The organism is Acrocarpospora catenulata (genome assembly GCF_018476525.1).
GTDB lineage: Bacteria > Actinomycetota > Actinomycetes > Streptosporangiales > Streptosporangiaceae > Acrocarpospora > Acrocarpospora catenulata.
Window position 1 is genome coordinate 36,949 of the sequence record NZ_JAHCST010000064.1, and the last position, 16,102, is coordinate 53,050.

The following is a 16,102-nucleotide window of genomic DNA, read 5'->3' on the forward strand; positions in this document are numbered from 1 at the left end:
TCTGTCTTCCTGCCCTACGTCCGACCTGTGTGTGAACCCGACGCCTAGTTGTTATCGGACGTTATAAATAGGCGATTCGGTCACGCTTAACTGCCTTGACCTGGGAAAACGACAACTTCACACCAGCCGACGCCAGACAGTTGGATTTTCTCTCCATCTTGTCCGCTTTATTGCGTTCCAATACCGTCCGCAGTGAGTTTGTCCTTTCTTGGACGGGTTCTCCACCAGAGTCCTCCCGTCCCCCCGCCCTGGAGGCGAGATGCGGTTTCGCGCAACGGTGCGCACAAGATCCCCCTATGGCAAGGCGTTAGGAGTCGCGGTCCTGGTTTCGGCCGCGCTCACCCTGACGCCCACCACCTCGGCGCAGGCCAACCCCGCCGGCGCCGAGTGCAGCACCGACCCCAACGCCCATGTGACCACCGTCCCGAGTCCCGAGCAGTACTTCGGCTTCCCCCTGGGTGTGGGACAGCCCAAGGTGCTCACCACAGAAGAGATCAAGAACTACCTCCAGGTTGTCGGAAGCGCCTCCAACCGTGTCGTCACGGGCTCGATGGCGACCAGCGTCACCGGCCAGGACCTGCCCTACGCCATCGTGTCGGACCCCCACCACCTGGTTCCCGGGCAGCTGAAGAAGATCGCCAGCCAGGTCTCCTCGCTGCGCGACCCGCGCTCGCTGAAGGCCGACAAGGCGGGCCGGATCGCCGAGGACTCCCCGGCCATCGTCTGGATCGCGGGCAACGTGCACGGCGGTGAGAAGAGCGGCGCCGACGCCGCGCTCAAGACCCTGTACGAGCTGGCCAGCGGCCTGTCCTGCGACACCTCCAAGCGCAACGACAACCTGGTCACGGTCATCGTGCCGACCCAGAACCCGGACGGCCGCGACGCCAGCCGCCGGCAGAACGAGTACGGCTTCGACCTGAACCGGGACTGGTTCGCCCGCACCCAGCCGGAGACCGACGGCAAGATCGAACTGCTCCGGCAGTACCCGCCGCAGGTCTTCGTGGACGCGCACGAGATGAGCGGCCGGCAGTACTTCTTCCCGCCGAACGCCGACCCGATCCACCACGAGATCGCCGACCAGCCGGTCAACTGGATCAACCGCATCGGCGCGGCCAACGGCGCGGGCTTCGGCTACAACGGCGCCTGCCGCACCGGCGTCACCACCGAGTGCTACTTCAACTACGCCACCTACGACCTGTTCTACATGGGCTACGGCGACACCGTGCCGGCCACCGGCTTCGGCGCCGCCGGCATGACGTACGAGAAGGGCAGCTCCTCGGCCGTGCAGGACCGGGTGCAGCAGCAGTTCAACACCCAGTGGGCGACGATCGGCTGGGCCGCCGACAACAAGCGCGAGATCCTCGACGGCTACTACTCGATCTACCGGACCGCGATCGCCGAAGGCGCCGCGGGCACCCTCCAGCCGAACGAGGTCGTCCAGCCGACCAACACCGTGCAGTTCCCGGTGCCGGACATCAAGATCCGTTCGTACTTCCTGCTGCCCGACCGCCAGATCGGCGACGTGCGCCGGCTGGTCGAGCGGCTGCGCGGCATGGACGTCGAGGTCTACCGGGTGAAGAAGGCCGTCACGGTGCCCAACGCCCGGATCTTCGGCGGCCGCAGCGCCACCAACCTCACGGTGCCCGAGGGCGCCTACTGGATCCCGATGGACCAGCCGCAGAAGCACTGGATCCAGGCGCTGATCGGCGAGGACCCGTACACCCCGTTCCCGTACTTCTACGACGTCTCCTCGTGGAGCAACCCGCTGCTGATGGGCGTCGACACCGTCTACACCGGCGACGTGGTGGCGCCCAAGGCCGACCTGGTCAAGGACATCGACGGCGGCATCCTCTCCTCGGCTCCGAACACCGGGTCCTACGCCTACCCGATGGACTCGGCGGCGGCCTCCGAGCTCACCTTCAAGCTGCTCGCCGCGGGCCTGCCGCTCACCCGTGACCTGGGGACCGGCGTGATCAGCCTGCCGGCCGCCGCGGTCACCCCGAACACGCTGGACAAGCTGGCCCGCTCGCTCGGCGTGAACGTCACCGGCAGCTCGGCGGCGGCCTCGGGCACCCCGCTGCGCACCCCGGACGTCGGCCTGTTCAACGGCACCGGCATCTCCACCACCTCCGGCTCGTACGGCGAGGCCCGCTACGTGCTCGGCGCTCGCTGGGGCCTGAACCTCAAGCCGGTCTCCACGGCCGACATCAACGGCAACACCCCGGCCTTCACCGAGCGGACCGTCCTGGTCGTCCCGGACGGGAGCAGCTCCACGGGCGGTCTGACCGCGCAGGGCCTGGCCAACCTCAAGCAGTGGGTGTCCGCCGGCGGCACGTACGTCGGGCTGCGCAACGAGGGCACCCGGGTGGCCCGTTCCGCGGGGCTGACCTCCACCACCGAGAAGACCAAGCCGGCCGGCTACCAGGTCATCGGCTCGCACTTCCGGGTGGACACCGCCACCGCCGACCCGGTGGCGCTGGGCCGTCCCGCGGAGGACTTCCAGTTCAACAACGGCGACCCGATCCTGAACGCGAGCAGCACCGGCACGAACGTCCTGACCTACCCGTCCGACGGCAGGTTCTGGTCCAACGGCTACACGGTGGGGTCGGCCGCGCTCAAGGGCACGGCCGCCCTCGTCAACGAGCCGAACGGCGCCGGGCACGCTGTCCTGTTCGCCTACAACCCGCTGTTCCGCGCCTACAACGAGAACGGCATCCACCTGGTGGCGAACGCGCTGCTCCAGCCGGCGGGCACGCCCGCCGTCCAGCAGCGGACCGCTCGGGCGCTGGCGCTGCCTTCCGCCGAGGAGCAGCCCAACCTGGGCGGCGAGTGGCGGCCGATCACCATCCAGGTGGCCGAGGCCGACCTCGCGCGGACCCAGGCGGTGGTCGAGCAGTACACCGACACGGCGGAGACCGCGACCGCCGACGGCTCGGCGTACCTGACGATCCCCAACCCCGAGGGTCTGACCGCCGACGAGCACCCGTACGTCCGTGACCTGGTCCGCGCCCTGAACGACGCGGGCATCCCGCTCCGCTCCGTCGTCGCCTGATCTGGCGCTACCGCCCGCGGAGCATGACGGATCCAGCCGGGTCCGTCATGCTCCGCCCAGCGCCCCCGTTCGAAAGGAACTCCATGAAATCGTCCCGGTTCCGCGTCGCGGCCCTCGCGGCCGCGTTGCTCGCCGTGACCCAGGTCCACCCAGCGCTGGCTGCTCCCGGCGACCCCGGCGAGCCGCGCTACTCGGCCGGTGCCTCCTCGCTCGACGACCCGTACTTCCCCGACCAGGGCAACGGCGGGTACGACGTGCAGGACTACGACGTCACCTTCGCGTACGACCCGGCCACCAAGATCATGAACGCCACCACGGTCATCACCGCGCTGGCGACCCAGGACATGGACCAGTTCAACCTGGACTTCCAGGGCCCGGAGATCACCTCGCTGAAGGTGGGCAAGCACCCGGCCGACTTCACCCGCAGCGGCCAGGAGCTGGTCGTGACGCCGCGGCCGAAGGTCAAGAGCGGGCAGACCTTCACCGTGACCGTGTCGTACGAGGGGACGCCGCCGGTCATCACCGACCCCGACGGCTCGATCGAGGGCTGGGTGCCGACGGACGACGGCGTGTTCGTGCCGGGTGAGCCGCAGGGCGCCCCGTCGTGGATGCCGGTCAACGACAGCCCGGCGGACAAGGCGACCTTCACCTTCCGCGCCACCGTCCCCGAGGGCATCACCGTGGTGGGCAACGGCCGGCTGCTGTCGCAGACGACTGAGGACGCCAAGACGACCTTCGTCTGGCGCTCGGCGGAGCCGATGGCGACCTACCTGGCCACGGTGACCCTGGGCAACTTCGTGGTCACCGAGTCCACCACGCCCAGCGGCATCCCGGTGTACACGGCGGTGGACCCGCGCCTGGTCACCCAGTCGGCCACGGCCGTGGCGAGGATCCCGGACATCCTTGAGTACTTCAGCACGATCTTCGGGCCGTACCCGTTCAACCAGGCCGGTGCGATCATCGACCGCGCGCCCAACGTCGGCTACGCCCTGGAGAGCCAGACCAAGCCGATCTTCTCCAGCGCGCCCAGCGTGAGCACGATGGCGCACGAGCTCGCCCACCAGTGGTACGGCGACAGCGTCACCCTGAGCAAGTGGTCCGACATCTGGCTCAACGAGGGCTTCGCGACCTACGCGACCTGGCTGTGGACCGAGCACAGCGGCGGCGCCACCGCCCAGGCCACGTTCAACAGCTCCAGCAACTACGGGCGCGCCGCGACCTCGTCGTTCTGGCAGATCCTGCTGGCCGACCCCGGCCCCGAGGACATGTTCAGCAACATCCCCTACAACCGTGGCGCGATGACGCTGCACGCGCTCCGCGGCAAGATCGGCGACACCGCCTTCTTCAAGCTGATCAAGGACTGGGCCGCCGACCACCAGTACGGGAACGCGACCACCGCCGACTTCATCAAGGCGGCGGAGAAGATCTCTGGACAGAACCTGACGAGCTTCTTCGACGTCTGGCTCTTCCAGAAGGGCAAGCCCACCACCTGGTAACACGTTCTGGCTGGTGAACACGCGTGAGGCCCGCCCCTGCGACTCCCGGGGGCGGGCCTCACCACGTTCGGAAGGCTCAGAAGGCGTCTTCCGGCAAGTCCATCAGCTCCTGGCCGGTCGCGTCGAGGATCCGCCGCTCGGCGGCCAGACGCGGCAGCACGGTCTGCGCGAAGAACGTGGCCGTGCCCACCTTTCCGGTGTAGAACGCCTCGTCCTTGGAGTCCTCGCCGAGCGCCCGCAGGGCCACTTCGGCCTGGCGCAGCAGCAGCCAGCCGAGGGTCAGGTCGCCCAGGGCCATCAGGAACCGGGTGGTGTTCAGGCCGACCTTGTAGATCTCCTTGGGCGTCTCCAGCGAGGTGATCGCCCACCCGGCCATGGTGTCGGCCATCGCCTTGACCTCGGCGGCGGCCTCGGCCAGCAGGCCGCGTTCGACCTTGAGCCGGCCGTTGCCCGCCTCGGAGGCGGCGAAGGTGGTGATCTCGCCGAGCAGCGAGCCGAGCGCGGCGCCCTGGTTCCTGAGCACCTTGCGGAAGAACAGGTCCATGCCCTGGATGGCGGTGGTGCCCTCGTACAGGGAGTCGATCTTGGAGTCCCTGATGTACTGCTCGATCGGGTAGTCCTGGAGGAAGCCCGAGCCGCCGAGGGTCTGCAGGGAGCGGGCGAGCAGCTCGTAGGAGCGCTCGGAGCCGACGCCCTTGACGATCGGCAGCAGCAGGTCGTTCATCGCCTCCGCGTCCCGGTCGCCCGGGTTCAGCTGGAGGGTGTCCTGGAAGGTCGCGGTGTAGAGCACCAGGGCGCGCATGCCCTCCGCGTACGCCTTCTGGAGCTGGAGCTCACGCCGTACGTCCGGGTGGGCGATGATGCGTACCCGGGGGGCGGACTTGTCGGCCATCTGGCTCAGGTCCGCGCCCTGCACCCGCTCGCGGGCGAACTCCAGCGCGTTGAGGTAGCCGGTGGAGAGGGTGGCGATGGCCTTGGTGCCGACCATCATCCGGGCGCTCTCGATCACCGTGAACATCTGCCTGATGCCGTCGTGCACGTCGCCGACCAGGTAGCCGACGGCGGGGTGCCGCTCGCCGAAGGTGAGCTCGCAGGTGGTGGAGACCTTCAGGCCCATCTTCTTCTCGACGTTGGTGACGTAGGCGCCGTTGCGCTCGCCGAGCTCGCCGGTCTCCAGGTTCACCAGGAACTTGGGCACCAGGAACAGGGACAGGCCCTTGGTGCCGGGGCCGTGGCCCTCGGGGCGGGCCAGCACCAGGTGGAAGATGTTCTCGGCCAGGTCGTGCTCCGCGCTGGTGATGAAGCGCTTGACGCCCTCGATGTGCCAGGTGCCGTCCTCCTGGCGGATCGCCTTGGTGCGGCCCGCGCCCACGTCGGAGCCGGCGTCCGGCTCGGTGAGCACCATGGTGGCGCCCCACCGGCGCTCGACGGCCAGCTCGGCGAAGCGCTTCTGCTCGTCGGTGCCGAGCTGGTGGAGCAGCCGGGCGAAGGACGGGCCGCAGCCGAACATCCAGATGGCCGGGTTGGCGCCCAGCACCAGCTCGCCCAGCGCCCACTGGAGGCTGCGGGGGGCGGGGGTGCCACCCAGCTCATGCGGGAGCTCTAGCCGCCACCACTCGGCGTCCATCCACGCTTGGTACGACTTCCGGAAGCTGTCCGGCATGGTGACGCTGTGGGTCGCCGGATCGAAGACCGGAGGGTGGCGGTCGGCGTCCTCGAACGAGGCCGCGAGCGGGCCGGTGGCCAGGCGGTTCACCTCGTCCAGGATGTTGCGGGCGGTCTCCTCGTCGACGTCGGCGAATGGTCCGCTACCGAGGATGTCCTTGCGACCGAAGACCTCGAAGAGGTTGAACTCCAGGTCCCGGATGTTGCTCTTGTAGTGGGCCATGGTGATGCGCTCCTACAGCCGGGGGTTTGCTACTGGCGAGTAACTCTACTGGAATGCTACCCGTCAGTAACAGAAGCTAAGCGCAGTTTTTAGGCGGAACCGGTCACGGGGTGCGGCGGCGGGAAATAGTTCTCACAGTCCGGATGTTGCCGGTGTTAGAGATCACCGGCTCGGGATCTCCCGGACGAGGGCGGCCGTACCCGGCTCGGCGAAGACGGCGCGCGGAAAAGCGATCATGCATGGACTCGTTCAGGTCATCGGCGCGCTCTTCGTTCTGAGCGCCTTCCTGCTCACCCAGACCAGGGTGGTCGACGCCCAGTCGAAGATCTACCTGCTGCTCAACCTCGTCGGGTCGGCGGTGCTGACCTGGATCGCGCTGCTCAGCCAGGACTGGGGATTCCTGCTGCTGGAGGGGGTGTGGGCGATCGTGTCGGCGGTAGGGCTGGTCCGGGTGGTGAGAAGCCCGAGATAACCCGTTTGACGTCTTTGCTGGTGTTGCTGTTGGTTTGGGCGCATGACTATGGAGATCCACACGGTGACCTTGGACTGCGCCCGGCCACACGAACTGGCGGCCTGGTGGCATGACGTGCTCGGCTGGCGGCTGGTGGAGTGGGCGCCCGACGACGACGAGGTGATGCTCGAGCGCCCGGACGGGCCCCCGCACGTGCTGTTCATCAAGGTGCCCGAGGGCAAGACGGTGAAGAACCGGATTCACCTGGACCTGATGCCCACCGAGGGGCGGACCCGGGACGAGGAGGTGGAACGCCTCCTGAAGCTGGGCGCCACCCTGCACGGCGATTTCCGGCGCCCGGACGGGACCGGCTGGGTGACCCTGCTCGACCCTGAGGACAACGAGTTCTGCGTCTGCCGGAGCGAGCAGGAGCGGGCGGCTACCAGTCCTGCTTAGGCCCGCCCAGCCGCCGTTCCCTGGCCCGGCCGCGCATCGACATGGCCAGTACGGCGGTGATCGCGTACACCCAGACACCGCCCCAGACCGCATCCCAGGCCGCCCCGAAGACGCCCTCGCGGTCCACGATCAGCTGGACCGGGTACATCAGGATGGCCGAGGCGGCGGCCGGGTAGAGCGAGAACCGCCACGGGTGCCGCAGCGACCAGCGCCGGGCCTGCTGGGTGACGCGGTCTCCGATGTCCGGCTTGGAGACCGCGCCGACCGAGGCGACCAGCGAGAAGAGCGTGATGCCCACGCAGAGCGCCCAGGTCAGGTTGGCGGTACCGGTGACCAGGCCCAGCAGCAGGCTGGTGCCCGCGACGGCGCCGCCGGTCACGGCGGCGGGCTTCCACGGGGCGCCACGCAGCGCGGCGCCGGCGAGTGACATCTCGTCACGTCGAGTCAGTTCGTTCATGTTCTCTGCCATGGTTTCAGCGTGCCTCGCCGGTCGCTTCCGCCACATCGGGGAAGTCCCTGAGCAGCCCCTGACGCACCTCCGTCAGGGGCGTCAGGCGGGGGTGATCTCCACCCAGTTGTCGTGGTAGGTCGCGCCCCGGCCCATGTCGGCGTCGGCCTCCTCGACCAGGGCATTGACGTTGGCCCCGCCGGGAGTCAGCTTGAGCCACCGCCCCTTGGCCATGGCCGCCACCCCCGGCCGCACTTTGTCGGAAATTTCGATGTTCGCGGTGACTTCGCCGGTCGCGTTGACCACCCGGGCCAGGGTCCCCGAGGTCAGGCCGCGGGCCGCCGCGTCGATGGGGTGGACCAGGACGACCGGGTCCTTGGAGCGGCGGAGCAGCTCCGGGTTGTTGGCGAAGATCGTGTTCAGGAAGGTGTGCGAGGCGGGGGTGATCAGCGTCAGCCGGGTGGACGGCCTGGCCGCCGTCCGGGACGGGACGTAGGTGGCGACCCTGGGCAGGCCGTCGGCCTCCGCCGGCGCGGAGACGAACTCCAGCTTGCCGCTCGGCGTGGGGAAACCCTCGGTGAACGGGACGAACGGGTCGGCCACGTCCAGCCGGGCCCAGCCGTCCTTGCGCAGCTGGTCCAGGTTGATGGTCGGGGTTCCGGCCAGCAACTGCTCGGCCAGGTCGAGGTCGGAGTCGTACAGGGAAGGCTCGGTCAGGCCCAGGTGGCGGGCCAGGCGGCGGAAGGTCTCGGTGGTGGACAGGCACTCGCCCGGCGGCGGGACGGCCGGTTCGTTCCACATCAGGTACATGTGCCCGTAACCGGCGTGCAGGTCGGTGTGCTCGATCTGCATGGTGGCGGGCAGCACGATGTCGGCGTAGTCCACCGTGTCGGTCGGGAACTGCTCCATGACCACGGTGAACAGGTCCTCGCGGAGCAGCCGCTCCCGGATGCGGTTCTGGTCCGGGGTGGAGCCCATCGGGTTGGCCGCGTACACCCAGAGGCACTTGACCGACTCGTCCAGCTGGTCGGCCAGCCGGGTCATGGTGAGCGTGCGGACCGGGCGGGGGAGCAGGTCGTAGCGCGGGTTGACGGCCAGCGGCACGTGCGCCGAGGTCGAGTACGCCGTGCCGCCCCCCGGATACCGCCAGTCGCCCGTGACTCCGGGGATGCAGGCGATCACCCGCATCGCGGCGCCGCCGCCACGGTGGCGCTGGATGCCCATGGTGGCCCGGATGGCGGTCGGGCGGGTGTGCGCGAGCCGTACGCCGAGGGCGCGGATGTCCGCTTCGGGCAACCCGGTCAGCTCCGCCACCCTGCTCGGCGGATATTTCAGGATCTCTTCCCGGAACTCCGCCCAGCCGAGGGTGTGCTCCGCCAGGTAGTCCCGGTCCTCTGCGCCCTCCTCCAGCACCACGTGGAGCAGCCCGAGGGCGAGCGCGCCGTCGGTGCCGGGACGGATCGGCAGGTGCTCGTCGGCCTGCTCGGCGGTCCTGGTCCGGATCGGGTCGATCGCCACCACGTACGCCCCGTCCGCCCGGGCGTCCTGGACGAACTTCCACAGATGGTGACCGCTGGTCAGGGTGTTGGTGCCCCACAGCAGGATGAGCCGGGACCGCGCCATGGTCTCAGGGTCCATGCCGGCCGGCGTGCCGTTCGTATAGCGCAGTCCGACATTTCCGGCGCGGGAGCAGATATTGAGATCGTGCCGGGACGCGCCCAGTACGTTCCAGAATCGCCGCCCGGCCTCGCCGGTCTCGCCCTGGATGTAACCGAGCGTCCCGGTGCCCTGGTACGGCCAGATGGCCTCCCCGCCGAACTCGTCGATGATCGAGGTCAGCCGCCCGGCGATGGTGTCCAGCGCCTCATCCCAGGAAATACGGACAAACTCCCCGGCGCCCTTCGGCCCCACCCGCTTCAACGGGTACAGAATGCGGTCGGCCGCCTTCGTGTGCTCCAGGTACCGGTTGACCTTCACACACAGCGCGCCCCGCGTGTACGGATGATCGCGGTTGCCCCTGAGCCCCACCGCCTCCCCGTCCTTGACCGTGACCACCCACGAACAGGTATCCGGACAGTCCAGCGGACAAGCCCCCAAAACCCGCAACTCCATCCCGCTACTGTACGATCCCCGGGTTTCAGAACGGCTACCCGGCCGAAGAGATGGGCAAGATCTGCCTGATCATCGCGCCCCTCGGCTCCATAGAGTGGGGTAAAGCGCGTAACCCGGGCAATCTCCCGGACGAGGGGCCATGCGCAGCACTTACGTTGTGGACACGGTCAGTAAAGATCGCACAGAATCACGGTGGTGAGGGGCATCAAGGAGAAGGACGCATCGGTGGGGGCTCCGGATCACGGAGTCGTCCTCGTCGTCGAGCCCTTGCTGCCCCAGCGCATCCGCCGGCCCTCGGACGCCATCCGCTTCCTGCTCACCCTGGTCGCGCTGGCCGCCGTGGTGCTGCTCGCCCTGGTCGCCCAGCGCACACTCAACGGCCTGGAAATCGACGTACAGGCAGGAACAGGACGAGCCCCCGCGTTTCTCTCCTCGATCGCGGGCCTGCTCGGCGGCATCTCGGTGCTCGCGGTCCCGGTCGCCTTCGCCGTCGAACGCGTCTTCCACCGGGACGGCATGCGCGTCGCCCAGGGCCTGATCGCCGCCATCCTGGCGCTGCTGCTCTCGTACGCGATGGACGAGTGGATCATCGCCGCCGGCCCGGCGGACCTCAACCAGTTGCTCACCGGCGGCCGGGACGTGGAGCCGCTCAACACCGTGCTCACCCCGGCCATCGCCTACGCCACGGCCGTCCGCATGTCCCGCCGCCCGCAGTGGCGCGCCCTGCTCTGGACGGCACTCTGCCTGGACCTGTTCGCCCTGTTCACCGCCACCAAGGTGACCGCGCTCGGGGCCATCGTCACCTACCTGGTCGGCCTGGCCGTCGGCTACGCCACCCTGTACGGCATCGGCAGCGCCAACACCCGCCCGCCCGGCAGCGCCATGGTGGCCGCCCTGCGCCGCCTCGGCTTCGCCCCCGTCAGCGCCCGCCGCATCGACGACGACCTGTCCGGCAGCCGCCGGTACGTGGTGGGCCTGGCCGACCAGTCCCGCCTGGACGTCACCGTGCTCGACCGGGACCGCCAGGTGGCCGGGGTGGTCTACCGGATCTGGCGCCGCCTCCGCCTCACCACCGAGACCCGCCGCCGCGCCATCCGCTCCCTGCGCGCCGAGCTCGAACGCGAGGCCCTCATGGCGTACGCGGCCCAGGCGGCCGGGGCCAGCATCCCCCGCCTGCTCGGCACCAGCGAGGTGGGCACCGAGGCCGCACTGCTCGCCTACGAGCACGTGGACAGCCGCCCGCTGGCCGAACTGCCCGACCACGAGATCGACGACGAACTGCTCGCCCAGATCTGGGAGCAGGTCCGGCTGCTCCAGGCGAACCGGCTGGCCCACCGCCACCTCACCGGCGACAGCATCCACCTCGACGAGAACGGCCGGGTGGTGCTGGTGGACGCCCGCAGCGGCGAGATCGCCGCCGGCGACCTGCTGCTCCGCCTGGACATCGCCCAGCTGCTGGCCTACCTGGCCCTGCGGGTCGGCCCGGAACGCTCGGTCAAGTCGGCCACCGCGGTGCTCGGCGCGGACGCGCTGGCCGGGGCCCTGCCGCTGCTCCAGCGCATCGCGCTGACCCGGGCCACCCGGGCCGCCACCCGCCGCCAGAAGGACCTGCTGCCCGCCATCCGCGAACACATCGTGGCGCTGAAACCGCAGGTCGAGGTGGACGAGGTCCGCCTCGAACGGTTCCGGCCCCGGACCCTGGTGACCATCATCGCCAGCGCCTTCGCGGCCTACTTTCTGCTCTCCCAGCTCAGCAAGGTCAACCTGGTCTCGGTGGTGACCACCGCCAACTGGGCCTGGGGCGGGGTGGCGCTGCTCGCCGCCGCGGGAAGCTACGTGGCGGCGGCGGCCATGCTGCGCGGGTTCGTGCCCGAGCATCTGCCGCTCGGCCAGACCGTGCTGGTCCAGCTGGCCAGTTCCTTCGTCAAGCTGGTCGCCCCCGCCGCCGTGGGCGGCGTCGCGATCAACACCAGGTACCTGCAGAAGCACGGCATCCCGCCGGGCCTCGCGGTGGCCAGCGTGGGCGCCTCCCAGCTGGTCGGCCTGGCCTCGCACATCACCCTGCTGCTCGCCTTCGGCTACCTCACCGGCACCCAGGCCGCGCCGTCGCTGACCCCGTCCCGCGGCCTGCTCGTGGTGCTGCTCGCCCTCGCGGTGGTGATGGTGGTCGTGCTGGCCGTACGGCCGCTGCGGCGGATGCTCACCACCCGGGTCCGGGCGCTGTTCTCCGGGGTCATCCCGCGCCTGCTCGACGTGCTCCAGTCGCCCCGGAAGATCATCGAGGCGCTCACCGGCACCCTCATGCTGACCCTGATGTTCGTCATCTGCCTGAGCGCCTGCGTGCGCGCCTTCGGCGGCGAGGTCAGCTTCGCCGCCGTCGCGGTGGTCTTCCTGGCCGGGAACGCGATCGGCTCCGCCGCGCCCACCCCCGGCGGGCTGGGCGCGGTCGAAGCCTCACTCTCGCTCGGCCTCACCGTGGCGGGCCTGCCCGGCACCGTCGCCACCTCGGCCGTGCTGCTCTTCCGGTTGATGACCTTCTGGCTGCCGGTGCTGCCAGGCTGGGCGTCTTTCACCTGGCTGCAACGGCACGACGCCCTTTAGCTGGTGCTGGAACCGCGCCAGAGGTCGATGCCGGCCTCCACCGCGTCCTTGTCGATCGCGTCCAGCTCGTCCGGGGTGAAGTCCAGGCGGTTCACCGAGGCCAGGTTGTCCTCCAGCTGCTTGACGCTGCTCGCCCCGATCAGCACCGAGGTCACCCGCTTGTCACGGAGCGCCCAGGCCAGCGCCATCTGCGCCAGCGTCTGGCCGCGCCGTCCGGCGATCTCGTTCAGCGTGCGGATGTGCTTGAGGGTCTCCGCGGTGAGCATGTCCGGGTCGAGCGACTTGCCCTGGGACGCCCGGGACCCCTCGGGGACGCCGTTCAGGTACCGGTCGGTCAGCATGCCCTGAGCCAGCGGGGAGAACGCGATGCAGCCGACGCCCTCCGCCTCCAGCGTGTCCAGCAGGCCGCCCTCGATCCACCGGTTGAGCATCGAGTAGGACGGCTGGTGGATCAGCAGCGGGGTGCCCATCTGCCGCAGGATCGCCGCGGCCTCGGCCGTACGCTCCGGGGAGTAGGACGAGATGCCCGCGTAGAGCGCTTTCCCGGACCGGACCGCGTGGTCCAGGGCGCCCATCGTCTCCTCAAGCGGGGTCTCCGGGTCGAACCGGTGACTGTAGAAGATGTCCACATAGTCCAGCCCCATCCGCCGCAGCGAGTCGTCCAGGCTGTTCAGCAGGTACTTCCGCGACCCGAACTCCCCGTACGGCCCGGGCCACATGTCCCAGCCCGCCTTGGTGGAAATCACCAGCTCATTCCGGTACGGACGGAAATCCTCGGCGAAGATGCGCCCGAAGTTCTTCTCCGCCGAGCCGTACGGCGGGCCGTAGTTGTTGGCCAGGTCGAAGTGGGTCACGCCCCGGTCGAACGCCCGGCGCAGGATCGCCCGCTGGGTGTCGAGGTGCCGGTCGTCGCCGAAGTTGTGCCACAGGCCCAGCGAGACCGCGGGCAGCTTCAGCCCGCTCCGCCCGGTCCGGTGGTACGGCATCGGGCCATAGCGGTCGGTGGCGGCAACATACGTCATTTCGTCACTCCAACTCGGTCGAGGATCCAGGAGAGCGTGAACGCCTCCTCGTGCCAGGCGTCGTACCGGCCGCTCCTGCCCCCGTGCCCGGCCCCCATCTCGGTCTTCAGCAGGAAGGGGCCGCCGCGCGCGGTGGCCCGCAGGCGGGCGATCCACTTCGCCGGCTCGTGGTAGAAGACGCGGGTGTCGTTGAAGGAGGTGATCGCGAGGATCGGGGGGTAGTCGGTGTCGCGCACGTTCTCGTACGGCGAGTACGACTTCATGTAGGCGTACACCTCCGCGTTGTGCAGAGGATCGCCCCACTCGTCCCATTCGATCACCGTCAGCGGGAGGGACGGGTCCAGGATCGTGTTGAGCGCGTCCACGAAAGGGACCTCGGCCACGACGCCGGCGAAGAGCTCGGGGGCCAGGTTGGCCACCGCCCCCATCAGGAGGCCGCCCGCGGAGCCACCCCTGGCCACGATCTTGTCGTTGTCCAGGTGCCGGGCCACCGCGACGAAGTCGGTGAAGGTGTTCTTCTTGCGGAGGAGCTTGCCGTCCTCGTACCAGTTGCGGCCCATTTCGCCGCCGCCCCGCACGTGCGCGACCGCGAACGCGAGCCCCCGGTCCAGCAGGGAGAGCCGGGCGACCGAGAAGTACGGGTCGATCGAGCTTTCATAGCTGCCGTAGCCGTACAGGAGGATCGGCGCGGTCTTGAGGTCGGTGCCCTTCTTGAGCACCACCGAGATGGGCACCTTCGTGCCGTCCTCGGCCGTGGCCCAGTCCCGGAACTGCTCGTAGTCCTCGGCGTTGTAGCCGCCCAGCACCGGCCGCTGCTTGAGCAGGATCAGCTCCCGGGCCGGCAGGTCGTAGTCGTACACCGAGGGCGGGGTGACCATCGAGGTGTACGCCAGCCGCAGCCGCGAGGTCACGAACTCGGAGTTCCCGGCGGGGGCCACGTCGTAGAGCGGCTCCGGGAACTTGATCTCGTACGGCTCCGCGTCCTCGGGCAGGATGCGCAGCCCGGTGAGCCCGTCCCGCCGGAAGTGCACCACCAGGTGGGACTGGAAGGCGTCCACGTCGAGCAGCCGGGTGTCGTCCCGGTGCGCGATCAGCGGCGTCCAGGCGGCCGGGTCGGTCACGGGGGCGGTGGCCAGCTCGAAGTTGACCGCGTTCCGGTTGTGCAGGATGAGGAAGCGGTCGTTCTGGTGGTCCAGGTGGTACTCGACGCCCGTCTCCCGGGGGAGGACCACGGTGAACTCGCCCGTCGGCTCGGTGGCGTCCAGGAACCAGACCTCGCTGGTGATCTTGCTGTGCGCGCCGAGCACCAGGAAACGCTCACTCCGGGAGAGCGAGATCCCGATCCAGAAGCGCTCGTCCGTCTCGTGGTAGACGATGGGGTCCTCATCGGTGGAGCCCAGCACGTGACGGAACACCCGGTCCGGCCGCCAGGCTTCGTCCACCTTCGTGTAGAAGAAGGCGGAGCCGTCCCCGGCCCAGGCGCCCCCGTAGAAGATCCCCGGGATCTCGTCGGGAATAAGCTCGCCCGTCTCCAGGTTTTTGAACCTCAGGGTGAAACGTTCATCCCCCGAGAAATCAGTCGAATAGGCCAGCATGCTGCCGTCCGGACTGAGGGACGACGCGCCGAGCGCGAAATAGGCGCTGTCGCCGGCGAGTTCGTTACCGTCCAGCAGGATCTGCTCCCCAGGCAGTGGCTCTCCCGGCGTCAAGGTGGGCGGGTCGTCACCGTCCGCCGCCACCCGGCACTGGATGCCGTACTGCTTGCCCTCCTCGGTGCGCGAGTAGTACCACCAGGCGCCCTTGCGGGTCGGCACGCTGAGATCGGTCTCCTGGGTGCGGGCCTTGATCTCCTGGAAGATCGTCTCCCGCAGCCCCTGGAGGTGGTCGGTGGCCGCGCTGGTGAAGGCGTTCTCCGCCTCCAGGTAGGGGACGGTGTCCGGGTCGTCCTTGCTGATGAGCCAGGCGTACTCATCGATCACGGTGTCGCCGTGGTGGGTACGCTCGACCGGATTCTTCTTGGCCGCGGGCGGCATGTCGATCGTCACCCGCTCACTCTATGGTGTGAGGCCGGTTGTGCCGGATGGGTCGCGGCGTCCCTGGTCGGGGATGCTCTGGAGGGCTGGTAATCTTGGTGGGCCGGAGTGGTCCGGCGCAATCCCACCCCGGTGCTTCGGCGCAGGTTAGTGGTGTGCGCTGGGAGCTTCGGTAACTCCTTGAATGTGGCGGTTCTGATGATCGGTTCGCGTGACCGATTCGGGGCTGGTAGATTCGAGGGGTTGCCCTGGGAACGGGGCGGTCCGAATTCCCAGTAAGTGACCGGGGTCGGCGTCAGAGAAATCCTCGAACGGATTGATTTGACACTGACTGAATCACTTGCCAGGATAACAGACACAAAAGCAAAAAGACGCCCCCGGGCGGTGGGAATCTAGGTTCCTTCTGATTCGGGAGAACGTGTGCGTTTCTTGAGAACTCAACAGTGTGCTAAAAGCCAGTGCATGATGCACAACCCCGTCATTTTTGACGGATTCCTTTGGTTGACATTCATGTGAATGTTGGCCAGGAGCATTTCTTCAAGC

At 68.8% G+C, this 16,102-nt stretch carries 10 protein-coding genes and 1 riboswitch; of the genes, 5 read left to right on the plus strand and 5 right to left on the minus strand.

Features of this window, described 5'->3' with window-relative positions:
* Positions 1-259: 259 nt before the first annotated feature.
* Together KIP79_RS38585 and KIP79_RS38590 are read left to right on the plus strand one after the other, a co-directional pair.
* Positions 260-3,052, plus strand: coding sequence for a M14 family zinc carboxypeptidase (locus tag KIP79_RS38585; protein WP_214109959.1), 2,793 nt, complete (start codon positions 260-262; stop codon positions 3,050-3,052).
* Positions 3,053-3,135: 83 nt separating this feature from the next.
* The gene (locus KIP79_RS38590) at positions 3,136-4,548 is read left to right on the plus strand and encodes a M1 family metallopeptidase (RefSeq protein ID WP_214109960.1); all 1,413 of its coding nucleotides are present in this window, start codon (positions 3,136-3,138) and stop codon (positions 4,546-4,548) included.
* A 76-nt stretch (positions 4,549-4,624) separates the two neighbouring features.
* On the opposite strand, the gene KIP79_RS38595 is transcribed toward KIP79_RS38590, so the two are convergent.
* The gene (locus KIP79_RS38595) at positions 4,625-6,436 is read right to left on the minus strand and encodes an acyl-CoA dehydrogenase (RefSeq protein WP_214109961.1); all 1,812 of its coding nucleotides are present in this window, start codon (positions 6,434-6,436) and stop codon (positions 4,625-4,627) included.
* A gap of 155 nt (positions 6,437-6,591) precedes the next feature.
* Positions 6,592-6,660, plus strand: a riboswitch (guanidine-III (ykkC-III) riboswitch).
* Positions 6,661-6,671: 11 nt separating this feature from the next.
* Here KIP79_RS38595 and KIP79_RS38600 point away from each other — a divergent pair.
* Positions 6,672-6,908 carry a CBU_0592 family membrane protein gene (locus KIP79_RS38600; protein ID WP_214109962.1) on the plus strand — a complete coding sequence of 79 codons (237 nt, stop codon included), beginning with the start codon at positions 6,672-6,674 and terminating at the stop codon, positions 6,906-6,908.
* Between the two features lie 42 nt (positions 6,909-6,950).
* Positions 6,951-7,343: a VOC family protein gene (locus KIP79_RS38605; protein ID WP_214109963.1), complete on the plus strand. Its 393-nt coding sequence runs from the start codon at positions 6,951-6,953 to the stop codon at positions 7,341-7,343.
* On the opposite strand, the gene KIP79_RS38610 is transcribed toward KIP79_RS38605, so the two are convergent.
* Positions 7,327-7,812, minus strand: coding sequence for a hypothetical protein (locus KIP79_RS38610; protein WP_250214534.1), 486 nt, complete (start codon positions 7,810-7,812; stop codon positions 7,327-7,329). The genes KIP79_RS38605 and KIP79_RS38610 overlap by 17 nt on opposite strands.
* Positions 7,813-7,893: 81 nt before the next feature.
* The gene (locus KIP79_RS38615) at positions 7,894-9,903 is read right to left on the minus strand and encodes a molybdopterin-containing oxidoreductase family protein (protein WP_214109964.1); all 2,010 of its coding nucleotides are present in this window, start codon (positions 9,901-9,903) and stop codon (positions 7,894-7,896) included.
* A 195-nt stretch (positions 9,904-10,098) separates the two neighbouring features.
* On the opposite strand from KIP79_RS38615, the gene KIP79_RS38620 reads away from it, so the two are divergent.
* Positions 10,099-12,504 (plus strand): lysylphosphatidylglycerol synthase transmembrane domain-containing protein, encoded by a 2,406-nt coding sequence (locus tag KIP79_RS38620; RefSeq protein WP_308170108.1) that lies wholly within the window; start codon positions 10,099-10,101, stop codon positions 12,502-12,504.
* Here the strand turns inward: KIP79_RS38620 and mgrA are convergent.
* Complete coding sequence (mgrA, locus tag KIP79_RS38625) at positions 12,501-13,526, minus strand: L-glyceraldehyde 3-phosphate reductase (RefSeq protein WP_214109965.1); 1,026 nt, start codon at positions 13,524-13,526, stop codon at positions 12,501-12,503. The two genes, KIP79_RS38620 and mgrA, sit on opposite strands and share 4 nt — an antisense overlap.
* Positions 13,523-15,571, minus strand: coding sequence for a S9 family peptidase (locus tag KIP79_RS38630; RefSeq protein WP_308170109.1), 2,049 nt, complete (start codon positions 15,569-15,571; stop codon positions 13,523-13,525). Before KIP79_RS38630 ends, mgrA begins: the two co-directional genes overlap by 4 nt.
* Positions 15,572-16,102 lie beyond the last annotated feature (531 nt).

Excerpts from the sequence above, each read along its gene's own strand:
- KIP79_RS38585 (WP_214109959.1), top strand. The coding sequence starts at position 260 with ATGCGGTTTCGCGCAACGGTGCGCACAAGATCCCCCTATGGCAAGGCG.
- KIP79_RS38590 (WP_214109960.1), top strand. The coding sequence starts at position 3,136 with ATGAAATCGTCCCGGTTCCGCGTCGCGGCCCTCGCGGCCGCGTTGCTC.
- KIP79_RS38595 (WP_214109961.1), bottom strand. The coding sequence starts at position 6,436 with ATGGCCCACTACAAGAGCAACATCCGGGACCTGGAGTTCAACCTCTTC.
- KIP79_RS38600 (WP_214109962.1), top strand. The coding sequence starts at position 6,672 with ATGCATGGACTCGTTCAGGTCATCGGCGCGCTCTTCGTTCTGAGCGCC.
- KIP79_RS38605 (WP_214109963.1), top strand. The coding sequence starts at position 6,951 with ATGACTATGGAGATCCACACGGTGACCTTGGACTGCGCCCGGCCACAC.
- KIP79_RS38610 (WP_250214534.1), bottom strand. The coding sequence starts at position 7,812 with ATGGCAGAGAACATGAACGAACTGACTCGACGTGACGAGATGTCACTC.
- KIP79_RS38615 (WP_214109964.1), bottom strand. The coding sequence starts at position 9,903 with ATGGAGTTGCGGGTTTTGGGGGCTTGTCCGCTGGACTGTCCGGATACC.
- mgrA (WP_214109965.1), bottom strand. The coding sequence starts at position 13,526 with ATGACGTATGTTGCCGCCACCGACCGCTATGGCCCGATGCCGTACCAC.